General features: G+C 50.2%; 14 protein-coding genes. 10 read left to right on the forward strand and 4 right to left on the reverse strand.

Going from position 1 to position 19,762, the window contains the following annotated elements; genetic code table 11:
* Positions 1–287: 287 nt before the first annotated feature.
* The 4 genes from aat to trxB form a co-directional block, all read right to left on the reverse strand.
* Positions 288–980 carry a leucyl/phenylalanyl-tRNA--protein transferase gene (gene aat, locus FH968_RS05935; RefSeq protein ID WP_139878221.1) on the reverse strand — a complete coding sequence of 231 codons (693 nt, stop codon included), beginning with the start codon at positions 978–980 and terminating at the stop codon, positions 288–290.
* A gap of 44 nt (positions 981–1,024) precedes the next feature.
* The gene (gene cydC / locus FH968_RS05940; RefSeq protein WP_139878222.1) at positions 1,025–2,755 is read right to left on the reverse strand and encodes a cysteine/glutathione ABC transporter ATP-binding protein/permease CydC; all 1,731 of its coding nucleotides are present in this window, start codon (positions 2,753–2,755) and stop codon (positions 1,025–1,027) included.
* A complete protein-coding gene (cydD, locus tag FH968_RS05945) occupies positions 2,755–4,521 on the reverse strand; it encodes a cysteine/glutathione ABC transporter permease/ATP-binding protein CydD (RefSeq protein ID WP_139878223.1) in 1,767 nt (588 codons plus the stop codon). Before cydD ends, cydC begins: the two co-directional genes overlap by 1 nt.
* 131 nt (positions 4,522–4,652) lie before the next feature.
* Positions 4,653–5,621, reverse strand: coding sequence for a thioredoxin-disulfide reductase (trxB, locus tag FH968_RS05950; RefSeq protein WP_139878224.1), 969 nt, complete (start codon positions 5,619–5,621; stop codon positions 4,653–4,655).
* A 372-nt stretch (positions 5,622–5,993) separates the two neighbouring features.
* On the opposite strand from trxB, the gene FH968_RS23645 reads away from it, so the two are divergent.
* The 10 genes from FH968_RS23645 (at position 5,994) to FH968_RS05995 (ending at position 19,736) form a co-directional block, all read left to right on the forward strand.
* Entirely contained in the window at positions 5,994–6,134 is a 141-nt protein-coding gene (locus FH968_RS23645; RefSeq protein ID WP_189389000.1) for a hypothetical protein, read from the forward strand.
* Positions 6,124–6,618 carry a leucine-responsive transcriptional regulator Lrp gene (gene lrp / locus FH968_RS05955; RefSeq protein ID WP_002439523.1) on the forward strand — a complete coding sequence of 165 codons (495 nt, stop codon included), beginning with the start codon at positions 6,124–6,126 and terminating at the stop codon, positions 6,616–6,618. The genes FH968_RS23645 and lrp overlap by 11 nt, the downstream gene beginning before the upstream one ends.
* Before the next feature lie 121 nt (positions 6,619–6,739).
* A complete protein-coding gene (locus FH968_RS05960) occupies positions 6,740–10,495 on the forward strand; it encodes a DNA translocase FtsK 4TM domain-containing protein (protein WP_139878225.1) in 3,756 nt (1,251 codons plus the stop codon).
* Positions 10,496–10,658: 163 nt separating this feature from the next.
* Positions 10,659–11,270: an outer membrane lipoprotein chaperone LolA gene (lolA, locus tag FH968_RS05965; protein WP_139878226.1), complete on the forward strand. Its 612-nt coding sequence runs from the start codon at positions 10,659–10,661 to the stop codon at positions 11,268–11,270.
* An 8-nt stretch (positions 11,271–11,278) separates the two neighbouring features.
* On the forward strand, positions 11,279–12,622 hold the full coding sequence (locus tag FH968_RS05970; RefSeq protein WP_139878227.1) for a replication-associated recombination protein A: 1,344 nt from the start codon (positions 11,279–11,281) through the stop codon (positions 12,620–12,622).
* Positions 12,623–12,714: 92 nt separating this feature from the next.
* Positions 12,715–14,007: a serine--tRNA ligase gene (gene serS / locus FH968_RS05975; protein WP_139878228.1), complete on the forward strand. Its 1,293-nt coding sequence runs from the start codon at positions 12,715–12,717 to the stop codon at positions 14,005–14,007.
* Positions 14,008–14,363: 356 nt separating this feature from the next.
* Positions 14,364–16,808 (forward strand): dimethylsulfoxide reductase subunit A, encoded by a 2,445-nt coding sequence (gene dmsA / locus FH968_RS05980; protein WP_139878229.1) that lies wholly within the window; start codon positions 14,364–14,366, stop codon positions 16,806–16,808.
* Positions 16,809–16,818: 10 nt separating this feature from the next.
* Complete coding sequence (locus FH968_RS05985; RefSeq protein WP_139878230.1) at positions 16,819–17,436, forward strand: DMSO/selenate family reductase complex B subunit; 618 nt, start codon at positions 16,819–16,821, stop codon at positions 17,434–17,436.
* A 1-nt stretch (position 17,437) separates the two neighbouring features.
* Positions 17,438–18,298 (forward strand): dimethyl sulfoxide reductase anchor subunit family protein, encoded by an 861-nt coding sequence (locus FH968_RS05990; RefSeq protein ID WP_139878231.1) that lies wholly within the window; start codon positions 17,438–17,440, stop codon positions 18,296–18,298.
* A 289-nt stretch (positions 18,299–18,587) separates the two neighbouring features.
* Positions 18,588–19,736 (forward strand): MFS transporter, encoded by a 1,149-nt coding sequence (locus FH968_RS05995; RefSeq protein WP_139878232.1) that lies wholly within the window; start codon positions 18,588–18,590, stop codon positions 19,734–19,736.
* The last annotated feature ends 26 nt before the right edge of the window (positions 19,737–19,762 follow it).

Consider the following 19,762-nt stretch of genomic DNA (forward strand, 5'->3'; position numbering starts at 1 on the left):
TCCTCGAGGGTATCACTACCATAGTTTTGAACCGGCAAGATAATGCCCAAGTTCACGTATCATGTAAAGAATTGTTGGTGAAATCACCAGCGAAAGTGCAATTTGCGCATTACCCAAAACCCACTCAAAAGCTGCACTGTTGGCGCTTACGATGAGGGCTGCAAAGAGATAAACGATGGGCGGTCCCTGTAAAAGCTAATCCCAAACGGCGGCGGGGTAATGAGCAGAGCTCACTCTGCGGGGCTAATTATAACACTCTTAACAGTAATGTGCCGTAAACATTATCGTTACGACAGGATTTGTGGTACCCAGCAATAAGATGCGAGATGATGTGAGCGAAATATGGACAAATGCTCCAGATATTCGCGTCGAGGGATTTCTATTGCACCCAGCGATGAGGTATGAGTATTAAGTACCTGACAATCAATAAGCTTGCCGCCATAACTCATAAAGTGCTGGCAAAATACCAGCAGCGCCGTTTTCGAGGCATTTTCCCTGCGGCTGAACATCGACTCACCACAAAACAACGCACCTTGCGCCACGCCATACATTCCGCCAACCAATTCATCACCTTCCCAGACTTCGACCGAATGAGCATGGCCCAATTCATGCAGGCGTACGTAGGCATCAATGATGTCAGGGGTAATCCATGTGCCTTCATCGCGGTCATCGGCGCAATCACCAATTACGCGCTCGAATGCATGATTAAGCGTTACACGGTATGGAGATTTGCGATTGAAACGCTTCATGCTGCGGCTCAGGTGAAACTGCTCAGGAAAAAGCACTGCGCGCGGATCGGGCGACCACCATAAAATCGGGTCGCCTGGCGAAAACCACGGGAAGATACCGCGCTGATAAGCCATCAACAAACGAGCTGGACTTAAATCGCCCCCTAGCGCCAGTAATCCATTAGGTTCACGCAACGCGCCTTCCGGTGAAGGGAAGGCAATTGAGTCACGGGAAAGCTGAATAAGGCGCATGACTTCTGAACTCCAGGGAGCAATAAGTATTGATAATAGACCAATTACACAGCCTGCAAACGCTGGTGGAAATGATAATAACGCCCACCGCTAGTCATTAAATCGGCATGATTACCTTGCTCAATAATTTTTCCGTTGTCCATCACAATTATATTGTCGAAATCAGCAAGTCCGCGCAGACGATGAGTGACCATTAATACCGTTTTGTTTTTGGTCACTTCAGTTAGTAAATCAAGAATCTGACGCTCAGTTTCAGCATCCAGACCTTCTGTCGGTTCGTCCAATAAGAACAACGGTGCATCGTGCAGTAACGCACGCGCAATCGCCAGGCGGCGCAGTTCACCACCTGAGAGCTGTCGGCCACCTTCACCCAGCCAGCTATTAAGGCCTGCATCGTCTAACAATTTATCAAGACCAACGTGTGTAAGAACCTGGTTTAATTCTTCGTCTTTGGCCTGTGGAGCGGCAAGCAAAAGGTTGTCACGCAAGGTGGCGCTAAACAAATGAACGCGTTGTGATACGACGCTGGTGGACGCGCGTAGCGCTGTTTCATCATATTGGCATAGTGCTTCACCATTCAGGCGAATTTCGCCTTGTTGCGGTTCCCAGGCACGAGTCAGCAACTGAAGCAACGTCGATTTACCACAGCCTGTTGGGCCCAAAATAGCGACATGCTGGCCTGCTGTAACGTTAAGTGAAACGTCGCGTAGCGCCATTTGAGATTGCTCAGGATAGGCAAAGCTTAGATTGCTAATGTCCAGTGCGACACGCTCAGGTACTGCATGAAGTTGCTGCGAGAAAACGACTTCTGGTTTTTGGCTGATGATTTCAGTCACCCGCAATGCAGACGCGATAACCTGCCCCAAATGTTGGAACGCTCCTGTGACCGGAGCCAGTGCTTCAAAGGAGGCGAGCGCGCAGAACACAAACAGCGCAATGAGTGCGCCAGGTGTTGTATTCCCATCAACGCCTGCTGCTGCCATCCACAGCATCAATATTACTGCGGCACCGCTAATAAGCAGCATTACAGCTTGTGAGAGCGCAGTAAGCTCCGCCTGACGGCGTTGCGCTTCTTGCCAGCTATCTTCTGTCTTATCAAGCTGCTGGCGGTAACGTTGCGTCGCACCAAAAATAGTGAGCTCAGCATGGCCTTGTAACCAGGCTGTGAGTTGTTGACGATATTGCCCGCGTTGCACCGTAATCGCTTCACCCGTTGATTTCCCAGCGTAATAAAATACGGGGGGTAACAAGATCAATGTCGCCATCAAAATAGCGCCGAGCGTGAGAGCCAGATGAACATCCAGCCAGCTCAAACCGAAAGTGACCACCAAAATCACCACAAATGCCCCAACTATTGGCGAAATCACGCGCAGATATAAGTGATCTAAAGTGTCAACGTCTGCGACAAGGCGGTTGAGTAATTCACCCTGGCGAAAACGTGCCAGCCCAGCAGGGGATAGGGGAAGTAGTTTGCTGAATGTGGAAACGCGCAAATGCTGGAGCACGCGGAACGTTGCATCGTGGCTGACCAGACGTTCAAAATAGCGCCCCGCAGTACGAGTAATAGCACCTGCACGCACGCCCGCCGCGGGCAGCATATAGTTAAAACTATAAATACCCGCTACACCGACCACGGCTGAAGCCGACAGGAACCAGCCGGAAAGTGTCAGTAAACCAATGCTTGCCAGAAGCGTGATAATTGCTAGTACCACGCCAAGTGTCAGCAGCCATTTATGGCGGCAATAAAGCGCCAGATAGGGGAGTAACGCGCGCATTAAATCTCCTCCTGGCGATGAGCCAGTAATGTAGCGAACGGGCCTTCCTGAGAGGCAAGCGTTGCAAAATTACCTTGCTGCACGATGCGACCATTTCGCATCACCCACACTTCATCCCAGCCATTGATGTAATCCAACTGGTGCGTCACCATCAATGTGGTTTGCTGACGTGAGGCGGTGCTCAGCGCATCCATCACACGTTGTTCGCTGTGGGCATCCAGGCTTGCGGCCGGTTCGTCCAGCAATAGTAATCCACATGGCATCAGTAAGGCGCGGGCGACGGCAACACGTTGCGCTTGTCCGACCGACAAACGCGCTGCGGAATCACCAAGTGGCGTGTCAATTCCTTGAGGTAATAATGGCAAAAACTCACTGACGGAGGCTTTGTCTAGTGCGGCAGCTAAGCGCTCAGCGCTGGCATCTGGTGCGGCTAACAAAACATTCTCACGGATAGTGGGTGCCGGGAGTTGAGGATTTTGCCCAACCCAACTGAGTTGTTCACGCCACCATTTAGGGTCAAGCTCTGAAAGCTCAACGCCATTGATTAATAGCTGCCCCTGATAATGTAAAAAACCAGATAGCACGTTTAGCAGAGAGCTTTTCCCCGCACCACTTTGCCCAACCAGCACCACACGCTGTCCGGCTGAGAGGGTAAAGTTCAGTGGCCCGGCGAGTGGTTTTTCTTCGGATGATGTGATAACCAAATCACGTGCTTCAATGCTGATGGGGTCATTACTATTAAATTGTGCGTTACCTTGTTTACGCTGTTGTAACGGCGCATCAAGGAATGTCATCAGGCTATCTGCGGCACCGACTGCTTGCGCTTTTGCGTGATAAAAAGTGCCCAGGTCGCGTAATGGCTGGAAAAACTCAGGTGCCAGAATCAGTGCCAAAAAGCCCGCAAATAGCGTTACGCCTGTGCTGTAGTGGCCAAAATTAAGCTCACCGAGATATGAGAAACCGAAGTAAACCGCGACCAACGCAATCGAAAGAGAGGCGAAAAACTCCAGCACGCCGGAAGAAAGAAACGCGAGGCGTAAAACTTCCATGGTCCGCTGGCGGAAGTCTTGAGAAGCGGTGCGAATATTTTCTGTTTCCGCACTACCACGGTTAAACAGGCGTAGCGTTTCCATTCCGCGTAAGCGGTCAAGGAAATGCCCACTCAAGCGTGCGAGTGCCTGGAAGTTACGGCGGTTAGCATCGGCCGCTCCCATTCCCACCATAGCCATAAACAACGGGATAAGTGGGGCGGTGCACAGCAAAATAAGTGCTGCGACCCAATTAGATGGGAAAATTGCGATTAAAATCAGCACTGGAACCATTACCGCAAGCGACATTTGCGGCAGATAACGTGCGTAGTAATCGTGCATATCCTCAATCTGTTCAAGCAGCAGGGTTGCCCAACTACCAACAGGTTTACCCTGAATCCAGGCCGGGCCCGCTTCATGCACGCGATTGAGCACTTTGCGACGAATTTCCTGGCGAATGTGCAGCCCTGCGTGAAAGCCGACTTTTTCGCGCAACCACACTACCCAGGCACGTAATACAAAAATCAGTATCAGGATAACGAACAACAGTAAAAGGGCTTCGCGGGGGATGCCGTCCATGATCATGTGCTGTAGCATCCGGGCTAAAACCCAGGCTTGTGCAACAATCAAAAGCCCACTGACCAGCCCTAAAATACGGGAAAGTCCTAACCAGCGGCGCGAGATAATACTTTGGTTTTTTAGCCAACGGCTAAGTTCTTGTTGACGGGTCTTATTCATGGGTTGCCAGTGCAGGTTGATAATGAATTATCAGGCAAAATTTGCGGGCAATGTTACAACGAGGACAAAATAAAGGCGACCTATTCAGTCGCCTTTACGTATCTTCAAACTGCCTGTGAGGGCGGCGAGATTTACTTGTTCTGTTCGGCAAGGCCGTCCAGGTAACGTTCTGCATCCAGTGCCGCCATACAGCCGGTACCTGCGGATGTAATCGCCTGACGATAGATATGGTCCATCACATCACCTGCGGCAAACACACCCGGGATGCTTGTTTGTGTTGCATTACCATGAATACCGGACTGTACTTTGATGTAGCCGTTTTCAAGCTCTAACTGACCTGCAAAAATCGCCGTGTTCGGGCTGTGACCGATTGCCACGAACAAGCCTGCAACTTCCAGTTCTTCAGTGGTATCGGTGTTGTGTACATCACGCAGACGCAAACCGCTCACACCCATTTGATCGCCAGTCACTTCGTCCAGTGTACGGTTAGTGTGCAGCACGATATTGCCGTTCTTCACCTTCTCCATCAGACGGTTGATGAGGATTTTCTCGGCGCGGAAGCTGTCGCGGCGGTGAATCAAATGAACTTCAGAAGCAATGTTTGCCAGGTAAAGTGCTTCTTCAACGGCGGTGTTACCGCCGCCAATTACCGCAACTTTTTGATTGCGATAGAAGAAGCCGTCACAAGTCGCACAGGCGGAAACACCGCGGCCTTTAAACGCCTCTTCAGAAGGCAACCCTAAATAGCGTGCTGAAGCGCCTGTTGCGATGATTAACGCATCGCATGTGTATTCACCACTGTCGCCTGTCAGTCGGAACGGACGATTCTGCAGATCAACTTTAGAAATGTGATCGAACAGAATTTCTGTTTCGAATTTGGTCGCATGCTCGTGCATACGTTCCATTAACGCAGGACCAGTCAGGTCGTTAGGATCACCCGGCCAGTTCTCAACTTCGGTCGTAGTGGTTAGCTGACCCCCTTTTTCCATCCCGGTAATCAAAACGGGTTTGAGGTTGGCGCGTGCCGCGTAGACTGCTGCGGTGTAGCCCGCAGGGCCGGAGCCAAGAATTAGCAATTTACTGTGTTTAGCGGTGCCCATGAGATCCTCATTGTTCGTTGGCAGACAATCGAGGGATTGTAGGGAATTTGGCGGGTTAAAAAAAGGGTGCAACGGCAGTGTTGGAGAAAGTGTTAACTATATGTGCAATAGCTGTGCTCAATCAGCCACAAGCGAATAGGTATGAACCGCATAAAAATCCATCTAAACAGGGTAATTAGTCACGCAGGTAAAGTGATGAATAATCGTCAAGTACCCCAGATATATGGCACGTTCCACTAAATTTCGATGTTTTGCTTTGACAATCCGCTAAGCATTTGCGAAAACATTCGAGGAAGAAAAACATTTGGTGTGAGAGTAGTAAAATAATCACGCATACCTGATGCAATTTTACCGGGTTATTGAAATTTACTCATGGCGTGGACAGACGCGATGAGTGATGTCGATGGCGGCCATTGGGCACCGGTCTTCTCACGTACACCCGGAACATTGACGTTGACCGGGTTATGGCAGGTGAAGGAAGGAACACAGAGAGACAATAATAATGGTAGATAGTAAGAAGCGCCCTGGCAAAGATCTCGACCGCATCGATCGTAACATTCTTAATGAGCTGCAGAAGGATGGACGTATTTCAAACGTCGAGCTTTCGAAGCGAGTAGGGCTTTCACCGACTCCGTGCCTTGAGCGCGTGCGTCGTCTGGAACGACAGGGTTTCATTCAGGGCTATACAGCTCTGCTGAACCCGCATTATCTGGATGCATCACTTCTGGTTTTTGTTGAGATTACTCTGAATCGTGGCGCACCGGATGTGTTTGAGCAATTTAACTCTGCAGTTCAAAAACTTGAAGAAATTCAAGAGTGTCATTTGGTATCCGGTGATTTCGACTATCTGTTGAAAACCCGCGTACCTGATATGTCTGCGTACCGTAAATTATTAGGTGAAACCTTGTTGCGACTGCCGGGTGTGAACGATACCCGTACCTATGTGGTCATGGAAGAGGTCAAACAAAGCAATCGTCTGGTAATTAAGACCCGTTAACACGGGCCAGGTGCAAAATCTGCGTATTTTGGTTACACTCCTGGTAATTCATACAGCAACAGTGCCGGGAATACTCGGCACTGTTGCTCTCCATATTTATTAAGGACCTGGAGAGTCTTACTTGAGCCAGGAATACACCGAAGAAAAAGAAGTTACATTGAGGAAACTCAGCAGCGGGCGTCGGGCATTAGAGGCCTTATTGCTTCTTGTTGCCATTTTTGCCGTCTATTTGATGGTGGCGTTGCTTAGTTTTAATCCTTCAGATCCCAGCTGGTCACAAACCGCATGGCACGAACCTATCCATAATTTGGGTGGGATGCCTGGTGCGTGGTTGGCCGATACTCTGCTTTTCATTTTTGGCATAATGGCCTACACCATCCCTGTGATTATCATCGGCGCGTGTTGGTTCACTTTCCGCAATCGTGATAGCGAAGAGTTTGTCGATTATTTTGCCGTTTCCTTACGCCTGATTGGCGTGTTGGCTATGGTGCTAACGGCTTGTGGCCTTGCGGCGATTAACGCAGATGACATCTGGTATTTCGCTTCGGGTGGCGTTATCGGTAGTTTACTGAGTACTGCAATGATGCCCCTGCTTAACAGCAGTGGTGGCACTATCGCGTTGTTGTGTGTATGGGCAGCAGGTTTAACCCTCTTTACAGGCTGGTCTTGGGTTGGTATTGCTGAGAAAATTGGCAGTGCTACCTTGAGCGTCCTGACTTTTGCCAGTAACCGCACACGCCGGGATAACACCTGGCAAGACGATGATTACGACTACGAAGATGAAGAACACGCGCCAGCAGTAGAAAAGCGTGAGTCTCGTCGTGCGCGTATTTTACGCGGCGCATTAGCCCGTAAGCAGCGCATCTCCGAAAAATTTGCCAATCCAAACGCACGTAAAACAGACTCGGCGCTGTTTTCCGGTAAACGTATGGACGATGCTGAAGACGATGTTTTGTTTTCAAATAACAAAGCAACGCTGCCGGAAGACGACGTACTGTTCTCAGGCAATAAAGCGACCTTGCCGGAAAGCGACGAATACGATCCATTGTTGCACGGCCAGTCTATCGTTGCGCCCGTGGCTGCTACGGCTGCCGCTGCGATGGCGAACACTGCATATGCAGCACCGGTTATGCCTACGGCAACTATTGCTCCTGTTACAGCACCGGCACCAGCCGTTGAACATACTCCTGCTATTGCCTGGGAACCCGCTCCAACCACAGTAACACCTGAGCCGGTCATTGCCCCTGCGCCTGAAAGTTATGATGGGCTTCGTGCAACGGATCAATACAATCCACAACACGTCACCAGTCATTGGTCAGAGCCTGATGCTATTCAACCTGCTTCTGCGCAATTGCCTGTTGAGACTGGTTATTTCGAACCCGCTCCAGTTGATCCCATCGCACAACCTGAGCCTGTTGAAGAAATGAGACCGGCGGTGCGCCCACCGATTTATCATTTCGAAGAAGTAGAAGAGCGAAGAGCGCGTGAACGTGAACAATTGGCAGCCTGGTACCAGCCGGTAAATGAACCAAAGCCCAATCCCTACGGCTATGATCAAAGCCCTGCTTTTGCCCAAACGACTCAGATCTCTACAACACCGCCTGGGGTTTTCGATGCAGCACCAGAAATGCTTGTTCCAGGTAGCGCGGCTATTTCTTCCGGGATTCCTTCTGGTGTTAAAGAAGTAGCAAAAGTTGCTGGTGCAGCTGCGGCCTTTAGTCCGATATTCAGTATTGCCAGTGATGCACCCCGCCCACAGGTGAAAGAGGGGATTGGCCCACAATTGCCACGCCCGAATCGTGTGCGTGTTCCGACTCGTCGCGAACTTGCTTCCTACGGGATAAAGCTACCGTCTCAGCGTATGGCGGAAGAAGAAGCGCGTCGCCAGAATGGTATGGACAGCGAAGATGGCTATATTGATGATGCTGAAGAAATGGAGCAGCATGAATTAGCTCGTCAGTTCGCAGCTCAACAGCAGCAACGTTATGGTGAAGAGTACGAAGATGATGTATCGCAAGTAGATGAGGATGAAGCCGAGCAGGCGGAGCTAGCTCGCCAATTTGCAGCTCAACAGCAACAGCGTTACTCAGACTCTCCTGCTCAACAACAACAGCCAAATAATGTGCCGTTCTCACTGGATGATTTTGATTTCTCACCAATGAAAACGCTGGTAAACGATGGGCCAAGTGAGCCGCTGTTTACACTCAGCCCGGTTGAAGAACCGGCCCCCGTTCAGCAACCGCAAAATTGGCAGGCAGCACAACCGCAACACAATGTGCAGCCACAAAACGTACAGCAACAGCCTGCGACAGCTGCCGCACCGCAGATTCATGAAAGTTTGATACATCCTTTCCTGATGCGTAATGGCGACGATCGCCCGTTGCAGCGCCCAACTACACCGTTGCCATCTCTGGATCTGCTGACGTCTCCGCCAGCAGAAGTTGAGCCGGTAGATACCTTTGCTTTGGAGCAAATGGCGCGTTTGGTCGAAGCCAGGCTTGCGGATTACCGTATTAAAGCTGATGTTGTTGACTACTCGCCAGGTCCAGTCATCACGCGCTTTGAGCTTGATTTAGCCCCAGGGGTTAAAGCTGCACGTATTTCTAACTTGTCTCGTGACCTTGCGCGTTCATTGTCTACGGTAGCGGTGCGTGTTGTAGAAGTTATTCCGGGTAAACCTTACGTTGGTCTGGAATTGCCAAACAAAAAACGCCAGACCGTTTATCTGCGTGAAGTGCTCGATTGCGCCAAATTCCGCGATAGCCCTTCACCGTTAACAGTGGTGCTGGGCAAAGATATCGGCGGTGAGTCGGTAGTGGCCGATCTGGCGAAAATGCCTCACTTACTGGTGGCGGGTACTACGGGGTCAGGTAAATCCGTAGGCGTGAATGCCATGATCCTCAGCATTCTGTACAAAGCCACGCCGGATGAAGTGAAATTCATCATGATCGACCCGAAAATGCTCGAGCTGTCGGTCTATGAAGGCATTCCCCATCTGTTGACCGAAGTGGTCACCGACATGAAAGATGCGGCGAATGCGCTGCGCTGGAGTGTTAACGAGATGGAGCGTCGCTATAAGCTGATGTCGGCGCTTGGCGTGCGTAACCTCGCAGGCTACAACGAGCGTATTCTGGAAGCTGAGCGTATGGGTCGTCCGATTCCAGACCCATTCTGGAAGCCTGGCGATAGCATGGAAGTGGCACATCCAATGCTCGAAAAACTGCCGTATATCGTGGTGCTGGTCGATGAATTTGCTGACCTGATGATGACGGTCGGCAAAAAAGTCGAAGAGTTGATCGCTCGTCTGGCACAGAAAGCGCGTGCGGCAGGTATTCACTTGGTGCTTGCAACACAGCGACCATCGGTAGATGTCATTACCGGCCTGATTAAAGCGAATATTCCAACGCGCATTGCGTTTACCGTGTCGAGCAAAATTGATTCTCGCACTATCCTGGATCAGGCTGGCGCTGAGTCACTGCTGGGGATGGGGGACATGCTTTATTCTGGTCCAAACTCAACTCTGCCGGTTCGTGTTCATGGCGCGTTTGTTCGCGACCAGGAAGTTCATGCAGTAGTTCAGGACTGGAAAGCACGTGGTCGCCCACAATATATCACGGGTATTACTTCTGATAATGAAAGTGAAGGTGGTGCTGGTGGTGGTCTTGACGGTGATGAAGAGCTCGATCCGCTATTTGATCAGGCTGTCGCTTTTGTGGTCGAAAAACGTAAAGCGTCTATTTCTGGTGTTCAACGCCAGTTCCGTATCGGCTACAACCGCGCGGCTCGAATTGTTGAACAAATGGAAGCACAAGGTATTGTGAGCCCGCAAGGGCATAACGGTAACCGGGAAGTGCTTGCCCCACCGCCATTCGAATAGCCCTGAGCAAAAGAACCGCCGTTGCGGCTCTTTTGCAAAGAAGGGTAAATTACTAGAAAATCAGCTTATTCTTCTGTTGCTGTGGAATAACTCTCAATTAGAGTGGGCAGCAGAAATGCCACAGCGCAGTCGCTTTGTGGCGGATGAATTTTAAGGGATCATAATGAAAAAAATCGCTATAACTTGTGCTTTGTTGACTGCTCTGACTGCAACCGCTGCCTGGGCTGACGCTGCAGGCGACTTGAAAGCTCGTCTGGACAAAGTCAGCAGTTTCCACGCCAGCTTTACCCAGAAAGTGACAGATGGCAGTGGTGCCGCCGTTCAGGAAGGCCAGGGTGATTTGTGGGTGAAACGTCCGAACTTATTCAACTGGCATATGACTCAGCCAGATGAAAGTATTTTGGTTTCCGACGGCAAAACATTGTGGTTCTACAACCCGTTTGTTGAGCAGGTAAGTGCAACCTGGCTGAAAGATGCGACCGGCAATACCCCATTTATGCTGATTGCGCGTAATCAAAGCAGTGACTGGCAGCAATACAACATCAAACAAAGTGGTGACGATTTTGTGCTGACGCCAAAAACCAGCGCCGGTAACCTCAAGCAGTTCACTATTAACGTCGGAAACGACGGGACTATCCATCAGTTCAGTGCGATTGAGCAAGACGATCAACGCAGCAGCTATGCGCTGAAAACCCAGCAAAATGGTGCGGTGGATATGAGTAAGTTTACGTTTACCCCGCCTAAAGGCGTGACGGTGGACGACCAACGTAAGTAGAGGTATGAGTGAGCAACCTGTCGCTCGATTTTTCTGAGAATACCTTCAAACCTCTGGCCGCGCGTATGCGGCCAGAAAACCTCGCGCAATATATCGGTCAACAACATCTGCTAGCGCCAGGCAAACCGCTTCCAAAAGCTATCGAAGCGGGGCATCTCCATTCTATGATTTTATGGGGACCACCGGGTACAGGCAAGACAACACTGGCTGAAGTGATTGCTCACTATGCCGATGCGGATGTAGAACGTATATCTGCTGTCACCTCTGGTGTGAAAGAAATCCGAGAGGCTATAGAACGTGCGCGCCAGAACCGCAATGCGGGTCGACGCACCATTCTGTTTGTCGATGAAGTGCATCGCTTCAACAAAAGTCAGCAGGACGCTTTTCTGCCTCATATCGAAGACGGGACGATCACATTCATTGGTGCTACTACCGAGAATCCGTCATTCGAACTCAATTCAGCACTCCTTTCCCGCGCTCGTGTTTATTTGCTCAAATCGCTGACCACTGAAGACATTGAAAAAGTACTCGAACAAGCGATGAGCGATACTGCTCGTGGTTACGGCGGCCAAAATATTGTTCTGCCGGAAGATACTCGCCGGGCGATTGCGGAGCTGGTAAACGGTGATGCGCGGCGTGCGCTCAATACATTGGAAATGATGGCCGATATGGCTGAAACCAATGCGAATGGCAAACGTGAATTACAAATTGCGCTGCTGACTGAGATCGCAGGGGAACGCAGTGCGCGCTTTGATAATAAAGGTGACCGTTTCTACGATTTGATTTCTGCATTACATAAATCGGTGCGCGGCTCCTCGCCGGATGCAGCGCTGTATTGGTATGCACGTATTATCACTGCGGGTGGCGACCCACTCTACGTAGCTCGTCGTTTGCTGGCGATTGCTTCCGAAGATGTGGGTAATGCTGACCCGCGAGGGATGCAGGTCGCTATTTCTGCGTGGGATTGTTTTACTCGAGTTGGCCCTGCAGAAGGTGAACGCGCAATTGCTCAGGCTATTGTCTACCTGGCTTGTGCGCCAAAAAGTAATGCCGTTTATACCGCGTTCAAGGCGGCGATGGCGGATGCTCGCGAACGCCCGGATTACGATGTTCCTGTTCATCTACGCAATGCACCAACCAAGCTGATGAAAGAAATGGGTTACGGCCAGGAGTATCGTTATGCTCATGACGAACCCAACGCCTATGCGTCCGGGGAAGTCTACTTCCCGCAGGAAATGGCACAAACACGCTATTATCAGCCGACAAACAGAGGTCTTGAAGGCAAGATTGGTGAAAAGCTCGCCTGGCTTGCTGAACAGGATCAAAATAGCCCGACAAAACGCTACCGCTAAAGCAGGCGTTGCGGTAAGGTTAGCAAGAATATCAATGCGGTTGCAGGCTGTAGCCGCACTCCCTCCTTCAATTCGATAAGCACAGGATAAGCATGCTCGATCCCAATCTGCTGCGTACAGAGCCAGACGCAGTCGCTGAAAAACTGGCACGCCGAGGCTTTAAGCTGGATGTAGAAACGCTGCGCTCTCTGGAAGAGCGTCGTAAAGTGTTGCAGGTCAAAACTGAAAATCTGCAAGCTGAGCGTAACTCGCGATCGAAATCCATTGGCCAGGCGAAAGCGCGTGGCGAAGACATTGAGCCGCTGCGTTTGCAAGTCAACCAGTTGGGTGAAGAGCTGGATGCAGCGAAAGCTGAGCTTGATTCTTTGCTGTCTGAAATCCGTGATATTGCGCTGACTCTGCCGAATATCCCGGATGATTGCGTGCCTTTGGGTAAAGACGATAGCGAAAACGTTGAAGTTAGCCGCTGGGGCGAGCCGCGTAAATTCGATTTTGAAGTGCGCGATCACGTAACCCTCGGTGAAATGGCCAAAGGTCTGGACTTTGCCGCTGCGGTGAAACTGACCGGTTCCCGTTTTGTCGTGATGCAGGGGCAAATCGCTCGTATGCACCGCGCTCTGAGCCAGTTCATGTTGGATCTGCATACCGAGCAGCATGGTTACACTGAAAACTACGTTCCTTATCTGGTGAACCATGAAACGCTGTACGGTACGGGTCAATTGCCGAAATTCGGTGCTGATCTGTTCCATACTCGCCCACTGGATGAAGAAGCGGACAGCAGCAATTATGCGCTGATCCCGACCGCAGAAGTCCCGTTGACCAATCTGGTGCGCGACGAGATTATTGAAGAAGACTCTCTGCCGCTGAAAATGACTGCCCATACCCCATGCTTCCGTTCTGAAGCGGGTTCCTATGGTCGCGATACCCGTGGTCTGATTCGTCAGCATCAGTTCGATAAAGTTGAGATGGTACAGATCGTTCGTCCGGAAGACTCCATGGATGCTCTGGAAGAACTGACGGGTCATGCTGAGAAAGTGTTGCAGTTGCTGGGTCTTCCATACCGTAAAGTGCTGCTATGCAGTGGCGATATCGGCTTTGGTTCTGCTAAAACCTACGATCTTGAGGTTTGGTTGCCAGCGCAGAATACTTATCGTGAAATTTCTTCTTGTTCGAACATGTGGGATTTCCAGGCGCGCCGCCTACAGGCTCGTTGCCGCAGCAAGTCAGATAAGAAAACACGTCTGGTGCACACACTGAACGGTTCTGGTTTGGCTGTAGGTCGTACTCTGGTCGCTGTATTGGAAAACTATCAACAAGCTGACGGTCGTATCGAAGTTCCTGAAGTGCTGCGTCCGTACATGAAAGGGCTTGAGTACATCGGCTAATGTGTTGATGTTATCTTGCTCTTAAAAAGCGCCTTCCGGCGCTTTTTTTATGCCGAAAATATTCTCATTCCCATAGATAATCTGCCTTTATTGACGCCAAACAATAACAAATACCCATTAATAAGTATTATTGTCGCAGAAAGCGAGTGATGATCCTTAAAACTATTCATTCAAGATTTTTATCATTTGGTTGCCATGATTTACATGATGTGACGCGGCAAAACCAATCTGTATAACACTAATTTTTCTCGACACTCCTTTCTCTCTTTGGCTGTGCAATGGAGCAGCAGGCCGTTCGATGTCTGCGTTACCCCTGCCAGCTTATTCCCAACTGTGAGCATAATAAGTAGGTCATTATGACTGAGAAAACCCCTAATGCGATCCTCGCAGCAGAGGTCAGCCGGCGTAAGCTGGTCAAAACCACCGCAATTGGTGGCTTAGCCGCTGCAAGTAGTGCCTTCTCTTTACCATTTTCCCGCATGGCTTTTGCCCAAACACCAGAAAACACTGTAACCGCTGCAGAAAAAGTGGTCTGGAGCGCCTGCACGGTTAACTGCGGTAGTCGTTGTCCACTTCGTATGCATGTGGTTGATGGCGAAATCAAATACGTTGAGACGGATAACACGGGTAATGATGATTACGAAGGGCTGCATCAGGTTCGTGCCTGTCTGCGTGGCCGCTCAATGCGCCGTCGTGTTTATAACGCCGATCGCCTGAAATACCCAATGAAGCGCATTGGTGCTCGTGGCGAAGGGAAGTTTGAGCGCATTAGCTGGGATGAAGCTTTCGACACCATTGCCAATAGCATGAAAGGCATTATCAAAGAGTATGGTAACGAAGCTATTTACTTGAATTACGGCACAGGCACATTGGGCGGCACGATGACCCGTTCTTGGCCACCGGGCTCTACATTAATCGCTCGCCTAATGAACTGCTGCGGTGGTTATCTGAACCATTATGGTGACTATTCAACCGCGCAAATTGCCGCTGGTCTGAACTACACATATGGCGGTTGGGCGGATGGTAATAGCCCATCAGACATAGAAAACAGCAAATTGGTTGTGTTGTTTGGTAATAACCCAGGCGAAACACGTATGAGTGGTGGCGGGGTGACTTACTACCTCGAGCAAGCGCGCGAAAAATCTAACGCCCGCATGATTATTATCGACCCGCGTTACACCGATACCGGTGCCGGGCGTGAAGATGAATGGATTCCGATTCGACCAGGTACAGACACTGCTCTTATCTCCGCACTCGCATGGGTGATGATCAATGAAAATCTTGTTGATCAGCCATTCCTTGATAAATATTGCGTCGGCTATGACGAGAAAACGCTGCCAAAAAGTGCCCCTGTTAATGGCCATTACAAGGCTTATATTCTTGGTCAGGGTGCTGATGGTTTGGCGAAAACACCACAGTGGGCTGCCCAAATCACTGGCATTCCGGCTGAACGCATCATACAGCTAGCCCGCGAAATCGCTACGGCGAAACCAGCGTTTATCAGCCAGGGTTGGGGGCCGCAGCGCCATTCAAACGGCGAATTGGTTTCTCGTGCCATCTCGATGCTGTCTATTTTGACCGGTAATGTGGGAATTCACGGCGGTAACAGTGGCGCGCGTGAAGGCTCTTATGACTTGCCTTTCGTACGTATGCCTACGCTGGAAAACCCGGTACAGACCAGTATATCTATGTTCCTGTGGACCGATGCAATCGAGCGTGGCACGGAAATGACCGCTACACGTGATGGTGTGCGTGGCAAAGATAAACTCGATGTGCCGATCAAAATGGTCTGGAATTACGCCAGTAACTGTTTGATCAATCAGCATTCTGAAATTAACCGCACCCATGACATCCTCCAGGATGACAAAAAATGCGAAATGATTGTGGTGATTGATAACCACATGACGTCCTCAGCCAAATACGCTGATATTTTGCTGCCAGACTGCACAGCTTCCGAACAGATGGATTTCTGCCTCGATGCATCTTGCGGCAACATGGCGTACGTGATCTTTGCCGGCCAGGCCATCAAACCGCGCTTTGAATGCAAAACTATTTATGAGATGACCACTGAGCTTGCCAAACGCATGGGTGTCGAGCCGCAATTTACCGAGGGTCGTAACCAAGAAGAGTGGATGCGCCATCTGTATAAACAATCTCAGGAAGCTATCCCTGAACTTCCAAGCTTTGAAGAGTTTAGCAAGCAGGGTATTTTCAAAAAACGAGATCCTGAAGGGCATCACGTAGCCTATAAAGATTTCCGCGAAGACCCTGTCGCTAATCCACTGACCACACCGTCCGGAAAAATTGAAATCTACTCTGAGCAATTGGCTGAGATTGCGGCGACCTGGCAACTCAATGAAGGCGACGTTATCGATCCACTGCCGGTTTACAGTGCTGGCTTCGAAAACTATGGCGATCCGCTCGCGAAGAAATGGCCATTGCAGATGACTGGTTTCCACTACAAAGCGCGCACTCACTCAACCTACGGTAACGTCGATGTATTGAAAGCGGCTTGTCGTCAGGAAATGTGGATCAACCCAATTGATGCGCAACAACGTGGAATTAAAAACGGCGACATGGTGCGTATCTTCAATGGACGTGGCGAAGTCCAAATCAATGCCAAAGTGACACCGCGCATTATTCCTGGTGTTGTCGCGATGGGGGAAGGGGCTTGGTACAGCCCGGATGCCAATAAAGTTGACCATGCCGGTAGCATTAACGTGTTGACCACCCAGCGACCATCGCCACTGGCGAAAGGTAACCCATCCCATAGTAACCTCGTCCAGGTCGAGAAGGCGTAAGGAATAGCTGATGACAACTCAATACGGATTTTACATTGATTCCAGCCGCTGCACCGGTTGCAAGACTTGCGAGCTGGCCTGTAAAGACTACAAAAACTTAGGCCCGGATGTCAGCTTTCGCCGCATTTACGAATACGCAGGTGGCGACTGGCAGGAAGACAACGGTGTCTGGCAGCAAAATGTGTTCGCCTATTATCTGTCAATTGCCTGCAACCACTGTGAAGATCCGGCTTGTACCAAGGTTTGTCCAAGCGGTGCAATGCACAAGCGTGAAGACGGTTTTGTCGTTGTAAACGAGGATATTTGCATTGGCTGTCGTTACTGCCATATGGCTTGCCCATACGGTGCGCCACAGTACAACGCAGAAAAAGGGCATATGACGAAATGCGACGGCTGCTATTCACGTATTGCTGAGGGTAAGAAACCGATTTGTGTGGAGTCTTGCCCGTTGCGTGCATTGGATATGGCTCCTATTGACGAACTGCGTAAGAAGTATGGTGAGCAGGCGGCTATTGCCCCGCTGCCATCAGCACACTTTACGAAGCCAAATATCGTTATTAAACCGAACGCCAACAGCCGTCCTTGTGGGGATAAAACCGGCTATCTGGCAAACCCGAAGGAGGTGTGAGATGGGTAACGGATGGCATGAATGGCCGCTAATGGTCTTTACGGTTTTGGGGCAGTGCGTAGCCGGTGGTTTTATCGTCATGGCGCTAGCTTTGCTGACTGGTGTTTCTGATCGTGCGCAACAAAAGCGTGTGCACTGGGCGATGATTGTTTTGTGGGTGCTGATGGGGATTGGCTTTATGGCCTCTGTTCTTCACCTTGGTTCACCGTTGCGCGCCTTTAACTCTCTTAATCGCATCGGTGATTCGGCGCTGAGTAATGAAATTGCCAGTGGCTCAGTATTCTTTGCAGTAGGTGGTTTCTGGTGGTTGATTACCGTGCTGGGCAAAATGCCGCAGGCGCTGGGTAAAATCTGGATGGTCTTGACGATGATTTTGGGCGTATTTTTCGTCTGGATGATGTGCAAGGTTTATCTAATTGATACTGTACCGACATGGTACAGCGTTTATACGCCGCTCAGTTTCTTCCTGACGATGTTTATTGGTGGGCCGCTGCTTGGTTATTTGCTTCTGCGTGTTGCAGGTGTAACAGGTTGGGGAATGCGTATTTTGCCTGTTATTTCGCTGCTGGCGGTCGTTGTGAGTACGGCTGTTGTGCTGTTGCAAGGTATGGATTTGGCCACGATTCAAAGTTCAATTGCACAAGCCTCTGCTCTTGTGCCGCAATATGGGGCGCTGATGTCGTGGCGATTGCTGGTGTTGGCTGCGGCTTTGGTGTGCTGGGTTGTTCCGCAGCTTAAAGGTGGTATGGCAAGTCCTGCCGTGCTGGCATTTGCCTTCGTATTGGTGATTGCCGGGGAGCTAATCGGGCGTGGTGTGTTCTATGGTTTGCATATGACAGTGGGTATGGCGATAGCCAGCTAACAGACGCTCTATATTAAATGCGCCTTCGGGCGCATTTTTTTGTCATCGATGAGAAAATATCATCCGACTAACCATGAAATTTTTCATCCAATCTAGCTCGATTCATAATTCCAGATTTCATCAAAAACAGTCAGATAGCCTTTCCATTCAGCGCTTCGTTCACAAGTTGAATAAGTTTTTCAAATCGACACCGTTCAAATCGTGCCAGGCCTCGCTGGCGCTGGATTGACAATCATTTTTCCAGTGGCATGATGCGCACAAATTTATTCTCTTCCTCGCGGTTTTTTACATGTCCACCTATACCCGGCCAGTGATGCTTTTGCTCTGTGGTCTGATGCTTTTGACCCTGGCGATTGCGGTTTTGAACACCCTGGTTCCACTTTGGTTAGCTCACGAACAACTTCCAACCTGGCAAGTCGGAATGGTCGGCTCGTCGTATTTTACCGGAAACTTGTTGGGCACACTGATAACTGGCTGGCTCATTAAGCGCCAGGGATTTAACCGTAGCTATTATCTTGCTTCTCTGATTTTTGCCATAGGTTGTGTAGGTCTGGGGTTGATGGTTGGCTTCTGGAGCTGGATGATGTGGCGTTTCATTGCGGGTATTGGTTGCGCGATGATTTGGGTGGTAGTTGAAAGTGCATTGATGTGCAGCGGGACTTCACGTAACCGTGGGCGCCTGCTGGCGGCATACATGATGGTTTATTACGTTGGCACTGTACTGGGCCAACTGATGATAAGCAAAATGCCAACGGATTTAGCCAGCGTTCTGCCTTGGGTAACTGCACTTATACTCACGGCAATCCTTCCTTTGCTGTTCACTCGTATAGTGAACGACCGCAGCGAAAGCCAGGAAGCTACGGCTATCTGGCCGATGCTACGCCTGCGCCATGCCCGCCTGGGGGTGAATGGTTGCGTCATTTCAGGGATTGTTCTTGGTTCTTTGTACGGGTTAATGCCACTGTATTTAAACCATCAGGGTGTCAGTGATGCCGGTATTGGTTTTTGGATGGCAGTGATGGTTAGCGCCGGAATTATTGGGCAGTGGCCGATAGGGCGTCTGGCCGATCGTTTTGGTCGTTTATTAGTACTGCGTGTTCAGGTATTTACCGTCATTTTGGGCTGCATGGCGATGCTGAGCAATGCAGCGATGGGGCCAGCTTTGTTTGTACTTGGGGCTGCAGGTTTTACGCTTTACCCGGTGGCAATGGCCTGGGCCTGCGAAAAAGTTGAACATCACCAATTAGTAGCGATGAATCAGGCATTACTGTTGAGTTACACGCTGGGTAGTTTACTTGGCCCGACGTTTACTTCGATGCTAATGCAAAGTTACTCGGACAATTTGCTGTTTGTCATGATAGCTGGTGTGGCATTTGTTTATTTGCTGATGTTACTGCGCAAAGCAGGGCATCATACAACCCCAGTTGCTCACGCCTGATAAAAAAAGGCCCTCGCGAGGGCCTT

The organism is Buttiauxella sp. B2 (assembly GCF_006376615.1).
Lineage (GTDB): Bacteria > Pseudomonadota > Gammaproteobacteria > Enterobacterales > Enterobacteriaceae > Buttiauxella.

Bases quoted from the DNA above. Each gene is read 5' to 3' on its own strand.
- aat (WP_139878221.1), bottom strand. From the start codon at position 980: ATGCGCCTTATTCAGCTTTCCCGTGACTCAATTGCCTTCCCTTCACCG.
- cydC (WP_139878222.1), bottom strand. From the start codon at position 2,755: ATGCGCGCGTTACTCCCCTATCTGGCGCTTTATTGCCGCCATAAATGG.
- cydD (WP_139878223.1), bottom strand. From the start codon at position 4,521: ATGAATAAGACCCGTCAACAAGAACTTAGCCGTTGGCTAAAAAACCAA.
- trxB (WP_139878224.1), bottom strand. From the start codon at position 5,621: ATGGGCACCGCTAAACACAGTAAATTGCTAATTCTTGGCTCCGGCCCT.
- FH968_RS23645 (WP_189389000.1), top strand. From the start codon at position 5,994: ATGGCGTGGACAGACGCGATGAGTGATGTCGATGGCGGCCATTGGGCA.
- lrp (WP_002439523.1), top strand. From the start codon at position 6,124: ATGGTAGATAGTAAGAAGCGCCCTGGCAAAGATCTCGACCGCATCGAT.
- lolA (WP_139878226.1), top strand. From the start codon at position 10,659: ATGAAAAAAATCGCTATAACTTGTGCTTTGTTGACTGCTCTGACTGCA.
- serS (WP_139878228.1), top strand. From the start codon at position 12,715: ATGCTCGATCCCAATCTGCTGCGTACAGAGCCAGACGCAGTCGCTGAA.
- dmsA (WP_139878229.1), top strand. From the start codon at position 14,364: ATGACTGAGAAAACCCCTAATGCGATCCTCGCAGCAGAGGTCAGCCGG.
- FH968_RS05985 (WP_139878230.1), top strand. From the start codon at position 16,819: ATGACAACTCAATACGGATTTTACATTGATTCCAGCCGCTGCACCGGT.
- FH968_RS05990 (WP_139878231.1), top strand. From the start codon at position 17,438: ATGGGTAACGGATGGCATGAATGGCCGCTAATGGTCTTTACGGTTTTG.
- FH968_RS05995 (WP_139878232.1), top strand. From the start codon at position 18,588: ATGTCCACCTATACCCGGCCAGTGATGCTTTTGCTCTGTGGTCTGATG.